The organism is Bdellovibrio sp. HAGR004 (genome assembly GCF_055397015.1).
This window is the reverse complement of record NZ_AP029176.1, coordinates 3669212-3683994: the sequence shown is the minus strand read 5'-3', so window position 1 is coordinate 3683994 and position 14783 is coordinate 3669212. Positions and strand designations below refer to the sequence as shown.

15 protein-coding genes are annotated in these 14783 nt (G+C 49.6%); 11 read left to right on the top strand and 4 right to left on the bottom strand.

What is annotated here, in order from left to right; genetic code table 11:
- Positions 1-36: 36 nt before the first annotated feature.
- From ACZ5ZV_RS18215 to ACZ5ZV_RS18180, 8 genes are all read left to right on the top strand, one after another.
- Positions 37-453 (top strand): sll1863 family stress response protein, encoded by a 417-nt coding sequence (locus tag ACZ5ZV_RS18215; protein WP_262552826.1) that lies wholly within the window; start codon positions 37-39, stop codon positions 451-453.
- Entirely contained in the window at positions 453-1505 is a 1053-nt protein-coding gene (locus ACZ5ZV_RS18210; protein ID WP_262552827.1) for a 3-dehydroquinate synthase family protein, read from the top strand. Before ACZ5ZV_RS18215 ends, ACZ5ZV_RS18210 begins: the two co-directional genes overlap by 1 nt.
- Positions 1498-2673, top strand: coding sequence for a 3-phosphoshikimate 1-carboxyvinyltransferase (locus tag ACZ5ZV_RS18205; RefSeq protein WP_464118635.1), 1176 nt, complete (start codon positions 1498-1500; stop codon positions 2671-2673). The genes ACZ5ZV_RS18210 and ACZ5ZV_RS18205 overlap by 8 nt, the downstream gene beginning before the upstream one ends.
- Positions 2670-4490: a shikimate kinase gene (locus ACZ5ZV_RS18200; protein WP_464118634.1), complete on the top strand. Its 1821-nt coding sequence runs from the start codon at positions 2670-2672 to the stop codon at positions 4488-4490. Before ACZ5ZV_RS18205 ends, ACZ5ZV_RS18200 begins: the two co-directional genes overlap by 4 nt.
- The gene (aroC, locus tag ACZ5ZV_RS18195; protein ID WP_262552830.1) at positions 4487-5515 is read left to right on the top strand and encodes a chorismate synthase; all 1029 of its coding nucleotides are present in this window, start codon (positions 4487-4489) and stop codon (positions 5513-5515) included. Before ACZ5ZV_RS18200 ends, aroC begins: the two co-directional genes overlap by 4 nt.
- A gap of 10 nt (positions 5516-5525) precedes the next feature.
- Positions 5526-6425 carry a 1,4-dihydroxy-2-naphthoyl-CoA synthase gene (locus ACZ5ZV_RS18190; RefSeq protein ID WP_262552831.1) on the top strand — a complete coding sequence of 300 codons (900 nt, stop codon included), beginning with the start codon at positions 5526-5528 and terminating at the stop codon, positions 6423-6425.
- A 191-nt stretch (positions 6426-6616) separates the two neighbouring features.
- Positions 6617-7693, top strand: coding sequence for a hypothetical protein (locus ACZ5ZV_RS18185; RefSeq protein ID WP_464118633.1), 1077 nt, complete (start codon positions 6617-6619; stop codon positions 7691-7693).
- 78 nt (positions 7694-7771) lie between these two features.
- Positions 7772-7963, top strand: a complete 192-nt coding sequence (locus ACZ5ZV_RS18180) for a hypothetical protein (protein WP_464118632.1) — start codon at positions 7772-7774, stop codon at positions 7961-7963.
- Between the two features lie 51 nt (positions 7964-8014).
- Here ACZ5ZV_RS18180 and ubiE read toward each other — a convergent pair whose 3' ends face one another.
- Both ubiE and aroF read right to left on the bottom strand, forming a co-directional pair.
- Entirely contained in the window at positions 8015-8731 is a 717-nt protein-coding gene (gene ubiE, locus ACZ5ZV_RS18175; protein ID WP_464118631.1) for a bifunctional demethylmenaquinone methyltransferase/2-methoxy-6-polyprenyl-1,4-benzoquinol methylase UbiE, read from the bottom strand.
- Positions 8721-9554 (bottom strand): 3-deoxy-7-phosphoheptulonate synthase, encoded by an 834-nt coding sequence (gene aroF, locus ACZ5ZV_RS18170; protein WP_464118630.1) that lies wholly within the window; start codon positions 9552-9554, stop codon positions 8721-8723. Before aroF ends, ubiE begins: the two co-directional genes overlap by 11 nt.
- Before the next feature lie 314 nt (positions 9555-9868).
- On the opposite strand from aroF, the gene ACZ5ZV_RS18165 reads away from it, so the two are divergent.
- The 3 genes from ACZ5ZV_RS18165 to ACZ5ZV_RS18155 are packed head-to-tail and all read left to right on the top strand — an operon-like array spanning position 9869 to position 13043.
- Entirely contained in the window at positions 9869-10711 is an 843-nt protein-coding gene (locus ACZ5ZV_RS18165; RefSeq protein ID WP_464118629.1) for a chorismate-binding protein, read from the top strand.
- Positions 10708-12288 (top strand): 2-succinyl-5-enolpyruvyl-6-hydroxy-3-cyclohexene-1-carboxylic-acid synthase, encoded by a 1581-nt coding sequence (menD, locus tag ACZ5ZV_RS18160; RefSeq protein WP_464118628.1) that lies wholly within the window; start codon positions 10708-10710, stop codon positions 12286-12288. Before ACZ5ZV_RS18165 ends, menD begins: the two co-directional genes overlap by 4 nt.
- Positions 12276-13043, top strand: coding sequence for an alpha/beta fold hydrolase (locus ACZ5ZV_RS18155; protein WP_464118627.1), 768 nt, complete (start codon positions 12276-12278; stop codon positions 13041-13043). The genes menD and ACZ5ZV_RS18155 overlap by 13 nt, the downstream gene beginning before the upstream one ends.
- Here the strand turns inward: ACZ5ZV_RS18155 and ACZ5ZV_RS18150 are convergent.
- Together ACZ5ZV_RS18150 and ACZ5ZV_RS18145 are read right to left on the bottom strand one after the other, a co-directional pair.
- The gene (locus ACZ5ZV_RS18150) at positions 13023-13865 is read right to left on the bottom strand and encodes a S1 family peptidase (RefSeq protein WP_464118626.1); all 843 of its coding nucleotides are present in this window, start codon (positions 13863-13865) and stop codon (positions 13023-13025) included. The genes ACZ5ZV_RS18155 and ACZ5ZV_RS18150 overlap by 21 nt on opposite strands.
- A 94-nt stretch (positions 13866-13959) precedes the next feature.
- Entirely contained in the window at positions 13960-14778 is an 819-nt protein-coding gene (locus tag ACZ5ZV_RS18145; protein WP_464118625.1) for a S1 family peptidase, read from the bottom strand.
- Positions 14779-14783 lie beyond the last annotated feature (5 nt).

The following is a 14783-nucleotide window of genomic DNA, read 5'->3' as shown; positions in this document are numbered from 1 at the left end:
GCGTTGTAAACTGGTCTCCATCTTAAGGAGACCTGTATGCGTAGTCTTGTTGTGGTTCTTGCACTTATCTCATTGTCTTCCCAATCCTTTGCCACTTCTGCTGAAGAAGTGAAGCAGAAAACAGCGGAGGCTGCCTCTGCGGCGGCCGAATATTCCAAAGAACAAAAAGAAGAATTCCAAAAAGACATGGAGACCAAGCTGAGTTCCATGAAAAAAGAAATCGCTGACATGAAAGCAGAAGCCTCCAAGAAAACCGGTGAAGCCAAAGCGGAAGTGAATGAACAGATCAAGGCTCTTGAAAAGAAACAAGAGGAAATGAAAAAGGATCTGGCGAAGATGAAGAAAAGCTCCGGTAAGGCCTGGGGCGAGATGAAAGCGGGCATGAGCAAAGCGTGGGATGCGATTTCTGATTCCTACGGCAAAGCCAAAGCTCACCTGTCTGAAGAGAAGTAATGAAAAAAAGTTCTTTGCTCTTTATCAAGGACCTGCCTCGTCTTTCGGATTTGGGAGATGAGCTTTTGCTGATTCACGATGACATTCTTCCAAAGAAATCAGCGGTGTTCCGCAAATGGATGAAGCAGTTTCCGCTGCGCTATTCTGTGAAGGCGGGAGAAACCTTAAAGTCTGTTGATCAATTCCCGGGACATATTTCCAAAATAGTTAAAATCTGCGAAGGCACCTCGGCTCGCCGTCTGACGCTGGTGGTGGCTGGCGGTGGCAGCGTGGGTGATTTCGGCGGCTTTGTTGCCAGTATCTTAAAGCGCGGTGTGCGCCTGGTTCATTTACCAAGCACGTGGTTGTCGGCAATTGATTCGGCTCACGGTGGGAAGACGGCCCTGAATGTGGGGGCGGCAAAAAATCAAATCGGAACATTTTATCCGGCGGACAAGATCATATTGTCACGTGCCCTTTTGTTGTCGCAGCCTGAAGCCCGGGCTTTTGAAGGTTTCGGGGAACTGCTGAAGATCGCTTTGATTTCCGGGGGATCTTTGTGGAAGGACCTTGCGCAGGAATTTGAGGTGCATGCGGATACTTTGTGGAAATATCTGGCGCGCTCTATCGAGGCAAAATACAGGGAAGTGGCCAAAGACCCTGAAGAAAAATCCGGACATCGCCATATTCTGAACCTGGGTCACACAGTGGGGCATGTGCTGGAGTCCTCGTACGAGCTTCCTCACGGGATTGCGATTAATTATGGACTGGACTTTGCTTTGCGTTTTAGTTTGCATAAGAAAGTCATCACTCCAAAAGAGTATGAAAAGCTGATGTTGTCGCCAGTGATGGGCTATTTGCTGTCGCCGATTCGGGATGGATTGTTGCAAAGTAAAGAATCGATGTTGAAGGAGTTCCGCCGTCAGCTTTTAAGTGACAAGAAGAAAACCAGTTCTTCGGTGCTGCGTTTTGTATTTTTAAAGAAACCCGGACAGTGTGTGATTCGTGAAGTTCCGGTGGACGAAATTCTGATGGAGATCGTTCGTCAAAAAGAAGACGAGTTGTATGACTGAGTATCGTTTTCGCGGAGAGATTCCGGGGTCCAAATCCATTTTCAACCGGGCTTTAATTGTAAAAAGTTATTTTTCGGTTTTAGACCTGCAGGGTCACGCAGATTGCGATGATGTTCGCTTTATGCGTGAAGGCTTAAAGGAAATCCGCGAGCGCAGTCGTATTGATTGTGGCGAAGGTGGTACAACCTTCCGTTTTATGGCTTTGAGAACCTCCCGGGTTCGGGGCGTTCATACATTGGAAGCCACTGCGCGCTTGCTGCAAAGGCCTCAGCAGGGGTTGTTGGATTTGCTGGCGCAGTTGGGGGTTCAGACGCAGGTGAAGGGGCGTGAGCTTTTTATCGTGTCCGACGGCTGGAAGCGCTCGCGGTCCCCGATCAGGGTGAACACCACTGAATCCAGTCAGTATGCTTCGGCGTTGATTTTGAATTCCTGGCTTTTGGATTTTGATCTTGAGTTCGAACTGATTGGCGACAAGGTTTCCGAATCCTATTTTGAACTGACTGTGAAAATGCTGAAAGATTTGGGTATGCGCTTGCAAGTGCAGGGGAATAAATATGTGGTGCCGGCCGGTCAGCGTATCAGCAAGCTTGAGTACCGTGTGGAATCTGATCTTAGTTCCGCCTTTACGATGGCCTCAGCCGGTGCACTTGTGGGTGGAGCACAGTTGGATAACTTCCCAGTGAAAAGTTCGCAGCCCGATGCCGTATTCCTGGAAATATTTAAACGCATGAATATTGCGTGGGAATTTCAGGACGGAGCCTTGTGTGTTTCGCCGACGGCGGCGTTGCGTTCTGTTGACTGTGACTTGTTTCAGTCGCCGGATCTTTTTCCGGTGCTGGCGGTGCTTTGCAGTTGGGCCACAGGAATTTCAAAGTTATACAATGCTCCTCACTTGGCGGCCAAAGAATCCAATCGTATTGCCAAGGTGGCAGAACTCTTGGAAAAGCTTGGCGTGACTCATGAAGTTCTGCCGGATGGCATGATTATTCATGGCAATCCTGCACAGACCTTAAAAAAAGGAATTGCTTTTAATCCTGATCAGGATCATCGCATGGTAATGGCGGCCACTTTGATGAAGTTAAAAGGCCATGACATCACGATTGAGCATCCTGAGGCTATCAATAAGAGTTTCCCGGAATTCTGGGGCATGATAGGAATCAAACCATGATTACTGCCGTTGTTGGACATCGTGGAACTGGAAAGACCGAGCTGATGAAGCGCTTGCAGGTCTATTTGCGTGATGCTGCTGTTGATTTCGTGGATCTGGATGAATTGATCGAGGAAAAAATCGGCAAGACCATTCCAGAACTTTTCATGGAACACGGAGAGACCTATTTCCGTGAATTGGAACGCCAGTTGTTTTTGGAAACCCTGCAAAAGCCTCATACGGAAATGTATCTGGTGCTGGGGGCGGGTTTTGATCTGACGGTCATCCCTGACAGCGTTCGGGTTTTATGGGTGCGTCGCCAGACTGATTTGGATGGACGTATTTTCCTGAATCGTCCACGTCTGAATCCTGAGATGTCGCCATTAGAGGAATATCAAAAACGAGCGGCTGCGCGCGAGGATAGCTACCGTGCTCACGCCGACGAAGTGTATCTGATGCCAGAGGGTCTTTTTGAAAATCGCCATCATGCCATGGCTGTTGAAAAAGCTCTTTTGACTCATGATCTGCAGGATATTTCCGGCTGTCTGACTTTGACATCGGAATTGTTTAAATCCGAAAAACGCTGGAATCTGTTCAAAGACCGCTTTGCCAAGAAAGGTGTGTCTTTATTTGAGCTACGGGATGATCTTTTAAGTTTTGAGCAAATTCAAAAGGTTCTGACAGAAATGCCCGAGGAAAAATTTGTTTATTCCTTCCGCATCGCCCGTGAAAATCTGGAGGCAGAGACAGCTTTGCTGGAGCTTTTGCAAAAAGTCCCTTGGGTGGACTGGGCGATTGAACTGGGCAGTCCGGAAAGTTTGTTGGCCCTGGTGCCAGGCACCAAGGTGATTCTGTCTTTGCATGAAGAAAAGCTGAAGGACATGTGGCAGGTCTTTTCCAGACAGGTGGCGCATCTGAAATTTGCGCCGTTGGTGGAAAGCTATGGTGATCTTTTGGAAGGTCACCAGTGGCAGCAGCAGGATGCAGCCCGCCGCAGTTTCCTGCCCCGCTCTCGAACGGGGCGTTGGGAATGGTATCGCCGTTTCCAAAAAGGCAAACAGTTGCTGAACTTCTGGCGCGAAGGCGACGGGACTTCTGGGGATCAGCCTTCTTTGTGGGGCTGGGCCATGACGTCAGCGCAGTCGTCCTCGTTTGCGGCAGTGCTGGGGGACCCGGTTGCGCACAGCTATACTCCAATGGAACATTCAGACTTTTTCTATAAAAAGAACCTGCCGGTTTTTGCCATCGCCATTTCCCGCGAGGAATGGGGAAAGGCCTTCCCGGTTTTGGAAACCTTGGGTTTGTCTTATGCCGCGGTGACCTCTCCGCATAAGGAAAACGCGGCAAAAAGCTGTCAGCATCAAACCTTGTCAGCGGTAAATACTTTGTTCCTGAATCCGAAAACAAAACGCTGGGTGGGAACCTCCACAGACGATCAGGGCTTTATGGAACTGATCGAAGGGGTGGGGATGCTGGCCCCTTTGCAAAAAGAAATTTTTGTCTGGGGCGGTGGTGGTGTGCTGGAAATGGTGGAAAAGGCTTTGCCTCATGCCACCTATTTCTCTTCACGCAGCGGCCGGCCACGCGAAGGTTCCGAACTGTCAGAAGGTGTGACGCCTAAAATAGTGATTTGGGCAGCACCTCGTTCGCCGGAAACAATGTTGCCCCCGGCAAGCTGGAATCCGGCGATGGTTTTTGATTTGAATTACAAAGAAGACTCTATGGGGCGTGAATATGCCCAGCGCTGTGGTGCCAACTATCAGTCTGGTTTGGTGATGTTCACGGCGCAAGCCCAGGGGCAACGGGCATTTTGGCGAGAATTTAAGGAAAATTTATGAGTGCAAGTCAGTTCGGCTCCCGATTCGTGATTACAACTTTTGGTGAAAGTCATGGCACAGCTTTGGGTGTGGTGATTGATGGTTGCCCAGCCGGGGTTCAATTTGATGAAGCCCTGCTGCGCAAAGAGCTGGAACGTCGTCGTCCGGGGCATCATGGCTCAGGTCAGATCGTGTCCGGCCGCCAGGAAGGTGATCAAGCCGAAGTGTTAAGCGGTGTTTTTGAAGGGAAAACTTTAGGAACTCCTATGGCGATCATCGTGCGCAATCAGGATGCGCGGTCTCAGGATTATAGTGCCATCAAGACTTCGCCGCGTGCGGGGCATGCGGATGATATGTGGAAAAATAAATTTGGTCACAGTGATCATCGTGGGGGCGGGCGTTCTTCAGGGCGTGAAACTGTTTCCCGTGTTATGGCGGGTTCCGTCGCGCAGATGATGATGAAACACGTCAGCGGTCCGACCAAGGTGATTGGCTATGCCTCGCAGATTGGTCCGATGACATTGACGGCGGAAGAGCGCTCTGAGGTTCTGAATAAGGATATTGATTCTTTCCAAGGTCGTTTCCCATCTTCAAGAGACAGTGAAGTGGCAGAACTCTTAAAGAAGGCGCAGGAAAACGGCGATAGTCACGGTGGAATCGCCGAGATTCTGATTCAGAATCCACCGGCTTATTTGGGGCAGCCGGTATTTCATAAACTGAAATCTGATCTGGCGATGGCTTTTTTAAGTGTGGGTGCGACCAATGGTTTTGAATTGGGTTTGGGTTTTGAGGCTTCTGAAGTCAAAGGAACTGAGTTCCATAAAAACAGCGCTGGATCGCAATATGGCGGGATTCGTGGGGGAATTTCGACAGGGGAAAGTATTTTACTGAGAGTTTCCTTTAAGCCGACCAGCTCGATTTTGGATGTGGCTAAAAAGGGTCGTCATGATCCGTGCATCGTGACCCGTGCAATTCCTGTGCTGGAAGCGATGACATGGCTGGTGTTGGCAGATCACTATTTGTGGTCTAAAACAGATCGTATCTAATGAGGTGATTATGGTTTCTGATATTTTCAATCCTGAATGGTGGACAGAAGTTCCCGGTTTTAAGTTCCAAGATATTACTTATCACCGCGCCAAAGATCAGGGGACTGTGCGAATTGCCTTCAACCGTCCTGAAGTTCGCAATGCTTTCCGCCCACAAACAGTGGACGAGCTTTACACGGCTTTGGAACATGCCCGTATCACTGCGGATGTAGGGGTGGTTTTGATCACAGGAAACGGCCCTTCGCCAAAAGATGGTGGCTGGGCTTTTTGTTCCGGTGGGGATCAGCGCATTCGTGGCAAAGATGGTTACAAGTACGAAGAAAAAGAAGCGCAAGGAAAAATGGATCTGGCTCGTCTGGGCCGTTTGCACATTCTGGAAGTTCAGCGTTTGATTCGCTTCATGCCAAAAGTGGTTGTGGCTGTTGTTCCGGGGTGGGCTGTGGGTGGTGGGCACTCGTTGCATGTGGTGTGTGACATGACGATCGCCAGCCAAGAACATGCGATTTTCAAGCAGACAGATCCGGATGTGGCAAGTTTCGACAGCGGTTATGGTTCTGCTTATCTGGCGCGCATGGTGGGTCAGAAGCGTGCTCGTGAAATCTTCTTCCTGGGGCGTAACTACAGTGCTCAGGAAGCTTTCGATATGGGCATGGTGAATGCCGTGGTTCCACACAAGGATCTTGAAAAAGTTGCTTTGGAATGGGCCTATGAAATGAACTCGAAAAGTCCTACGGCGATGCGCATGTTGAAATATGGTTTCAATATGATTGATGACGGTTTGGTGGGGCAGCAGCTCTTTGCTGGTGAAGCCACTCGTTTGGCTTACGGCACGGAAGAAGCTGTCGAGGGCCGCAACTCCTTCGTGGAAAAACGTCCAAAGGATTTCACCAAGTTTCCTTGGCACTACTAAAAACCATGCTTGTTAAAGATTGAGTAAAGAAAAGGAGGACAGTGTGTCCTCCTTTTTTGTTCTCAGGTTATTGGTCCAGTGATGTCCGAGCGGACTGGTCCTTATTTGAGCATTTCTTGAGTACGATAATTTATATGATTTCTTGTAATCTGTGTTTACACAAAAACACAAATGGCAAGGAGCCTAATAACATGAAATCTACATGGATGAAGATTCTATTCTCTACACTGGTACTTTCTCTCGCGGCATGTTCCGGTGGTGGCGGCGGCGGTGGTGGCGGCGGCGGTGGTGGGGCCTCCAGCAGCATGAGTGCCCAATTTATTGATGCGCCTGTAAAAGGTCTGAAAGTAAAAGTTAACGGGGTGGCGTCCTTGACGGATGCACAAGGTAAATTCACTTGCTCTGAGGGGCAAACGACAGAGTTTTTCTTGGGTGATTTGAGTCTTGGTTATGCGGCTTGCGGCGAAAAGATCTTCGTACAGGATCTGTCTTCATCCGTTATAGGTCACACTTGGGAAAAGGCAGCTGCTTTGATTCAGTCGTTCTCAGTTGCGGGCGACGGTATTTTAGATATGAGTGTTGTTAATCATAGTGCGCTTAATACCACGTCATTTAGCTATAGCGTTGCTGACATTGATTCTTTGATCACTAATAATACTGCGGCGGTAGCGGATGGTACAACTTTGGCTGCAGTTGATCCTACGACTGCAGCTACTAAAGCTGACACAGACCGCTTGGCGAACTTGAATCTGGATCCTACATTTGCTGGATTCCTGGCCAATTTTGTTTCTGCTAAAGGAGGAACATACTACATTAAAGGAAGCTTGGTATCCGGCTCAAAAGCATACTGTTATACGAACATTTACGCACAAGGTTTGGTTGAAGAAAACAGCGCATCGGGTAAAGATAGCGGCGGTGTATACTACACAAATAAAATTGTGAAGGCTGCTTTGTTCTCCCTAGATATGTTGAATAAGGATACTTTCACTTGCAAATCCCCAGAGGGCTATTCCCAAGTTCCATGTGAAGTTGCGTCCGGCTCAGAGTTGCCACCACTTAAAACTATTGCAGCGCCTATGATTGCTTCTATCTTCAGAGGTGACGATGGCAGCATCAATAATCTGAATTTAAAAGTGACTGTCAAATCCACAGAAGAAGCTGTTCTGAGCGGTAGCTTTATCAATACTTATGAGTATTATCCGGACACTAAAGGCGGTGATCCTGTGACCGTGACTTGCAAATATTCTCTAAGTGAAGATGAAAAGTAGGCTCTGGCCTTAAGTAAGACGGTATCCAGTGTTCTAAAACATCTGCCTCTATTGCGCTCAGAGAGAGACAATAGAGGCATGAAACTCATGCTCTTCTTCGTATTGCTGGCGGTTCTAGGCTTGGCATTCTGGGGATGCCCTTCGAAGAAGTATATTCCTGATCCAACACCTCCACAGCCTCAGGTCATGCGCTATGATGAAGTGCTAAGACAAAATGGTCAGGCGCCGCATGTAGGACCAAGGCAGGATCCAAGACGAATGCTGGCATAAAAAAAGACCCCTCGCGGAGTCTTTTTTATTTTTCAAATGTCGTAATCAGAATTATTTCACTGTGCCTTTGTAGATATAGGCGATTCCGCCGGTCAAAGAGATGTATTCCATTTCAGAATAGGCACCGCTTTCTTTCATCAGATCCAGGAAACCTTCCTTGCAAGGGAAAGCCGCAGAGGATTTTTGTAAATACTCGTAAGCTTCTTTTTGACCTGTCACCAAGCCGCCGATTTTAGGCAGGATGTTCTGGGAATAGAAGTTATAAAGCGCACCGAAAACAGGAATGCTGACCTGACCGAACTCCAACACCATGACTTTGCCACCCGGACGAGTCACACGTGCCATTTCTTTCAACGCTTTCACCGGATCACCGACGTTGCGGATACCGAAAGAGATACTGCAAATATCAAAGCTGTTATCTGCATACTGAAGCTGAGTCACATCGGCTTGTTCAAACTTAATGTCCAGGCCGCGCTCTTGCGCTTTGCCCGGAGCCGGGATCATCATCTCAGCACAGAAATCCGTACCGATAACAGTCCCCGTTCCCACGGTCTTTTTGAACTCAATCGCCAAGTCACCAGTGCCAGTCGCACAATCCAAAACCTGAAGACCTGCTTTGGCGCCGCTGTATTTGACCAGTTTTTTTCTCCACAAGTGGTGAATCCCCATGGAAAGGACATTGTTGCCCTTGTCATAGTTCGCCGCCACTTTTGAAAACATAGAGCGGATGATTTCAGGATTTGGAGAGTGCTTTTGATTAGTGTGCATGAGCGGTCACCTTGTGAAGAGGGCGGTCAATCGCAGTCAGGATCTTATCCAGTTTGCGCATCATCATCTGGAAGTCATTCAAAGTCAGGGCCTGCATGCCGTCGGAAAGAGCTTCCTCGGGGCGCGGGTGAACTTCCACGATGATACCGTCAGCGCCGACAGCGGCCGCCGCGTAAGCCAGATCCGGAACCAGGGCGCGGATGCCCACGGCATGGGACGGATCGACGATCACGGGAAGGTTGGTGTTTCTTTTCGCAAACGCCACGGCATTTAGATCCAAAGTGTTGCGAGTGGCAGTTTCAAAAGTGCGAATGCCACGCTCACACAAAATCACGTTCTGGTTTCCGCCATTGGTGATGTATTCAGCGGCTTTGATCCATTCTTCGATGTAAGCAGCCAGGCCACGCTTCAAAAGCACAGGCTTTTTCTGGCGACCCAGTTCCTTCAGAAGTTCGTAGTTCTGCATGCTGCGCGAACCCACCTGGAAACATTCAACCAGGTCATAGATTTCTTCGATTTGTCTGACGTCGGTGACTTCAGACACCAAGCTCATGTTCAGTTCTTTGCAAACGGACTTTACAATATCGAATGATCCGGAGCCCAAACCTTGGAAGGCTTTGGAAGAGGTGCGCATTTTCCAGATACCACCACGAAGCAAGTGCGCGCCTGCGGCTTTAACTCCGGAAGCAGTTTCCAGGAATTGGGCATGACTCTCGATGGAGCATGGGCCGGCGATCACAGTGAATTGAGGACCCCCGATAGAAAAACCGCCAACATTGACGATTTGGGTTGAGGGACTTGTTTGCATAGTTAGCGTTTCCATAATACGAACTTCTTCTCACCCTGGTTAACGTTTTAACAACTTGAAAGTCGTAAAAAGAGGGTCCTTTTGTGGAACGGCAGAATAGCATAACGCTGGAAGGCATTACAAACTTTTTGGAGGCAGGGGCCCTCTTGCGACATAGAAACCAATGGATTCTCATTGAAGGTCCGTTCAAGGCGGCCAATAGCCCGGATAGTGTCGAAATTTCAGTGTTTTGCCCCGATTTCTATGACCTGAACAGGCCCGCGTTGTGGCACGGAAAGGCCGTCCATAGGCTGTCTTCAGCAGATTTACGCCAGATTTGTGAGGAGTACTTGGCTCAAGGACCCTCTATTGCGGAGTCCTTAGCGAAGGCCGCGTGGGCGGAACCGCGTAAGGAGGATTTTGCCGAAGCCTTGCGTGTCATTCAGAGCAAAATTCAAAAAAATGAAATTCAAAAAGCAGTCCCCGCAGTCTTTGCGCGCACAACGCAGACAGTGGCAGCGCGCGACCGGGCCGAGATGATTTTGCAACTGCTTCAGGCGCCGCAGACCTTGTATGTCTATGGATTCTGGCAACAGGGCGAAGGACTTTTGGGAGCGACACCAGAAGTTCTTTTCGACTATTCGCAGGGTGTCCTGAAGACCATGGCCTTGGCAGGGACCTGCCCCAAAAGCGAAAGCACCGAGCGGGAGTCTCTTCTTAAAGACCCCAAGGAAATGCAAGAGCATCAGCTGGTGGTGGAAGATATCGCCAGACTTCTGGGGCAGTGGGGCGAGGTGCAGGCGCAAGGGCCTCACATTCTGGAGCTGCCGATTCTGTATCATCTAAAAACCGACATTCAGGTTCAGTGTCAGACGCGCCCTGACTTTGTGGCTTTGGCAAAAAGTCTGCACCCGACACCGGCGCTGGGTGTGGCTCCGCGTTCTCAAGGCTACTTGTGGATGCAAGATCTTCCGGGGCAGGAGGGGCGACGCTATTTCGGGGGGCCTTTTGCATTTATGAATGCGGAGGAGGCTCTGTGTCTTGTTGCGATTCGCAATTTGCAGTGGAGCAAAGACTCTGCGATGATTGGTTCCGGCTGCGGTGTTGTGGCAGCCAGCGAATTGGAAAGAGAATGGCGGGAACTTTATCAAAAGCGCCTGTCAGTAAAAAAAGTATTGGGGCTTGAAGTATGACAAACATGGAACTGGCAGCAAAAGTCATTCAGGAACTGGTTCACACCGGAGTGAGAGAATTCATTCTGTGTGCCGGAGCCCGCAACAGCCCCATGGTTCACATTCTGGACGAATGTAAAAATCTGAAGGTGTACTCGTTCTTTGAAGAACGTTCGGCTGGATTCTTCGCTTTGGGTCGTATTGCCAGCACTCGTCGTCCGGTGGCGGTGATCACCACTTCCGGAACAGCGGTGGCAGAACTTTTGCCGGCAGCGGTGGAAGGTACTTATTCCTCGTTGCCATTGATTCTGGTGACGGCAGACCGCCCGAAGCATTATCGCGGCTCGGGTGCGCCTCAGACGATTGAGCAGGTGGGTATTTTCTCTTACTACAATGAAGTGGCCTTGGATCTGGACAGTGAAAACTCGCACTTGTCGTTTAAGTCCCTGTCCTGGAAAAAGCCGATTCATGTGAATGTGAGTTTTGAAGAGCCTCTGATCGACGGTCCGGTGCCGACAATTCATATTCCCAGCGTTTCAGAAAGAACCAAGCTGCCGGCTCAGATTCCGCTGGGCACGTTAAAGGAAATGGAAGACTTCATCAACTCCCACAAGCCATTGGTGATTGTGGGGATTCTGCCGGAAAAAGCCTATGGCACGGTGCTGGAGTTTTTAAAGCAGTACAAGGCGCCGGTTTACTGCGAAGGTATTTCCAGTTTGCGCGGCCATCCGGACATCAAGGATGTTGAGATCCGTTCGGGCGAAAAAATGATTCATCGTATTCTGGGGATGGGGGTTTGTGATTCCATCCTGCGCATCGGCGGGGTGCCGACGGCGCGTGTGTGGCGTGATCTGGAAAGCAAGTACAAGGATCTTCCGGTTTTCTCTGTCAGCTTTAATCACTACACAGGTCTGAGCCGTCCGGCGCAGCATTGCAACTCGTTGGATCTGCTCAGTCAGGTGGAATTCAATTATCCTCACCATGAAAATGTAAAAATCAATATCGAGGATTCTGCGCGGGCCTTGCAGATTCGCCAGCTGCTGGAAAAATATCCTGACTCAGAACAAGGGCAGATCTACGCGCTTTCAAAACGTATGAAGGGGGCTTCGGTTTATCTGGGGAACTCGCTTCCGATTCGGGAATGGGACTCCAGTTCGTCGCACGATTTCCCTCCGGCGCGTGTGGCGGCCAATCGCGGCGCCAATGGTATTGACGGGCAGATTTCCACCTTCCTGGGCTGGGCTCATCCAGAGCTTGAAAACTGGTGTCTTGTTGGAGATTTAACCGCGCTGTATGATTTATCGTCACTTTGGGCAACTTCCCAGTTGGATGCGAAAAAACTGCGTATCGTGGTCATCAACAATGGAGGAGGCCAAATCTTCCATCGCATGTTTAAGAAAGAGATTTTCATAAACAAACACCAGATTTCGTTCGATTCATGGGCAAAGATGTGGAACTGGTCCTATCAGAAGTGGCATACTATTCCAGACGAGGCTGTGACGTTGGACTTTGCAGATCACCAGATCATTGAGCTCTGTCCGAACTGGGAGCACACCCAAGAATTCTGGAAGGAGTACGACTCGTTGTGGAAAGAGTGAATCTCTTTTTCCTTCATGGCTTCTTAGGAAGACCGACGGACTGGGCGCAGGTAAAAGCGCACCTTCCGCAAGTTGAAGGACTGCGCATTTATACGCCTGATTATTTTAAAGAACTGTCTTTGGGGCCCAGCAATTCATTTGAAAGCTGGGCAGAGAACTTCGTTAAACTGGTTGAAACCCACGGATCTGCGGCGGAAAGAAACATTGTCGTGGGCTATTCCCTGGGGGGACGCCTGGCTTTGCATGCTCTGGAAAAGAAGCCCGCCCTGTTTTATAAAGTCGTATTGATCTCGACCAATCCCGGCTTCAATGATGTTCATGAAGCTTTCGACCCTATCTCTGAAGAACGTCGTCAGCGCTGGATGAATGATTCCTATTGGGCGGAGGAATTTCTAAAAGCCCCGTGGGACATGGTGCTGCGTAACTGGAATGCGCAGCCTGTATTCGGTGGTGGGGAGGCCGAACCCCTGCGTCTGGAGAAAGACTATTCCCGGGAAACGTTAAGCCTGGCGCTGACCCAGTGGTCCCTGGCTCAACAAAAGAACATGCGTGGTCTGTTGGCCAAGCAGACGCAGAAACTGATCTGGCTGGTCGGTGAACGGGATGAAAAGTTTGTGGAAATGTCCAAGCGTATCGAGGATGAGGTGGCCGGCTTCCAGTTTGAAGTGATTCCGTCCTCATCCCATCGTGTTTTGTTCGACAGCCCCAAGGATCTGGGCGAACGAATTCGGCAGTTAGTTCAAAAGCTTCTTTGATTCCGTGTCGATCCAGGTGCGGAAAGTTTTAACGTTCATATAAATCGACTTCTCTTTGCAGACATCCTTGTTTTGGATGTACTGATTGCGTTCGTCGGCCTTCACTTCGTCAGGAACTGTCCAGGACACAGCAGAGGCTACACCCACGACATAGTCCTTGCCTTGATATCGCATCAACGCCGGACCACCGGAATCACCACTGCAGATGCCCTTGCCGATTTTTTGATCGATGTAAAATTGAGTTTCATCCTGACTGAACTGCTGGATGGCCAGGTCCACATGACGAAGCTGGCCCGAGCCCTGTGTGTCCGTCGGAGTGCTGCGTTTGCCGGAGATGCGCCCATAACCAGCCGCCGTGAAAACCTGCCCCTTGCGAATCGGGAAAGAGGCGTCGGCCAGTTCTACGGGGCGATAGTTTGAAGGGGCGGGCTCTTTCATCAAGATCAGTCCCAGGTCGTTACGATCTTTGGAGTTTTGTTTTTTGTATTTATCGTGTGTGGCGGTTTTATAAGCCTGGCGCAGAACATAGTTGCCGGTCAGCGGATTGATCCCAAAAGCCAAAGACAGGTCTGAAGCATTTGCTCCCACGCAATGAGCTGCTGTCAGGATCAGATTTCTTTTGATCAGAGTGCCTGTGCAATAGGTCTTTGTCGGGTTGTCATAGATCAATACGACATAATTGGAAACAGTGTCATTTTTGGTGGTGTTCGCACCACCGACAATAGCGCTGTCATTAGGGACAGGCGAAAAACTGTCCTGAGGTTCCGCACAGGCAGACAATGTTAAAACGATCAAAGAGCCAACGTACAACTTCGCTTTCATAGTCCCTCGGTCAAATAGGCCCATGAAATAACAAAAGGGCTGCTTTTTGAGTAGCAGCCCTTGGCGATTGTGAAAAAATTAGATGCTTATTTTATTAAAGAGCTTGCTCCGGATTGACCAGGGATTTGGACAGTTTGGTGGCCATACGGTTGATCCAGATCTTGTAGTACAACGTGCTGGTAAAGGCGGAGAACTGCGAACAGTCGTTGTTTTCGTCTTTCACTCCGCGGCTGGTGACACCCATCAGGTACAGCTCACCCTTGATTTCAACGTAGGCAGGACCACCCGAATCACCGTGGCAGGCACCAGTGCCCTTTGTTTGGTCAACAAGGAACTCTGAAGTGCTGTAATTCAAGTTACTGATGGTGACTTTGGTAGATCGCAGACGGCCTACACCCTCACCCGTGACGCCGTCAGAGATGCCATACCCTGCAACTGTGATTTCCATGCCTGCTTTTAAGTTGCGTTTGTTTGGCAAGAATTTAACAGGCTTGTATCCAGCAGGCACCGTCCCGGTGAAGTGAATCATGGCGATATCGCCCGTGTCGAATTCTTCATTCTGGCGATTTTCCCAGTAAGGGGAGAACTCAACTTTATCCACCTGGCGACGCTCGCTCAGGGCATTGATTTCTGTACCGAAGAAGACATACATGTCTTCAGTGAAGTAGCCGACACAGTGAGCGGCGGTCAGAACGATGTTGTTTGGAAGCAAAGACCCTGTGCAGATTTCGCCTTCGAAGGCGTCGTAAACAGCGACGATGCTGTTTTGAATCTTGTCGGTGGCTTGAACTTCGGTGCCGCCGATGATTCCGTCTCCATTTGTGATAACGCTGGAATTGTTCGCTTGAGGTGAGCAGGCTGTGAGAGCCAAGCTTGTTAGGATCCCCGAAATTAGCAACTCATTCAGCTTCACTAAAA

What these genes read in the sequence shown, in the direction of transcription:
- aroF (WP_464118630.1), bottom strand. Translation starts at nt 9,554, where the DNA reads ATGGAAACGCTAACTATGCAAACAAGTCCCTCAACCCAAATCGTCAAT.
- ACZ5ZV_RS18210 (WP_262552827.1), top strand. Translation starts at nt 453, where the DNA reads ATGAAAAAAAGTTCTTTGCTCTTTATCAAGGACCTGCCTCGTCTTTCG.
- ubiE (WP_464118631.1), bottom strand. Translation starts at nt 8,731, where the DNA reads ATGCACACTAATCAAAAGCACTCTCCAAATCCTGAAATCATCCGCTCT.
- ACZ5ZV_RS18200 (WP_464118634.1), top strand. Translation starts at nt 2,670, where the DNA reads ATGATTACTGCCGTTGTTGGACATCGTGGAACTGGAAAGACCGAGCTG.
- ACZ5ZV_RS18215 (WP_262552826.1), top strand. Translation starts at nt 37, where the DNA reads ATGCGTAGTCTTGTTGTGGTTCTTGCACTTATCTCATTGTCTTCCCAA.
- aroC (WP_262552830.1), top strand. Translation starts at nt 4,487, where the DNA reads ATGAGTGCAAGTCAGTTCGGCTCCCGATTCGTGATTACAACTTTTGGT.
- ACZ5ZV_RS18205 (WP_464118635.1), top strand. Translation starts at nt 1,498, where the DNA reads ATGACTGAGTATCGTTTTCGCGGAGAGATTCCGGGGTCCAAATCCATT.
- ACZ5ZV_RS18190 (WP_262552831.1), top strand. Translation starts at nt 5,526, where the DNA reads ATGGTTTCTGATATTTTCAATCCTGAATGGTGGACAGAAGTTCCCGGT.
- ACZ5ZV_RS18180 (WP_464118632.1), top strand. Translation starts at nt 7,772, where the DNA reads ATGAAACTCATGCTCTTCTTCGTATTGCTGGCGGTTCTAGGCTTGGCA.
- ACZ5ZV_RS18185 (WP_464118633.1), top strand. Translation starts at nt 6,617, where the DNA reads ATGAAATCTACATGGATGAAGATTCTATTCTCTACACTGGTACTTTCT.
- menD (WP_464118628.1), top strand. Translation starts at nt 10,708, where the DNA reads ATGACAAACATGGAACTGGCAGCAAAAGTCATTCAGGAACTGGTTCAC.
- ACZ5ZV_RS18150 (WP_464118626.1), bottom strand. Translation starts at nt 13,865, where the DNA reads ATGAAAGCGAAGTTGTACGTTGGCTCTTTGATCGTTTTAACATTGTCT.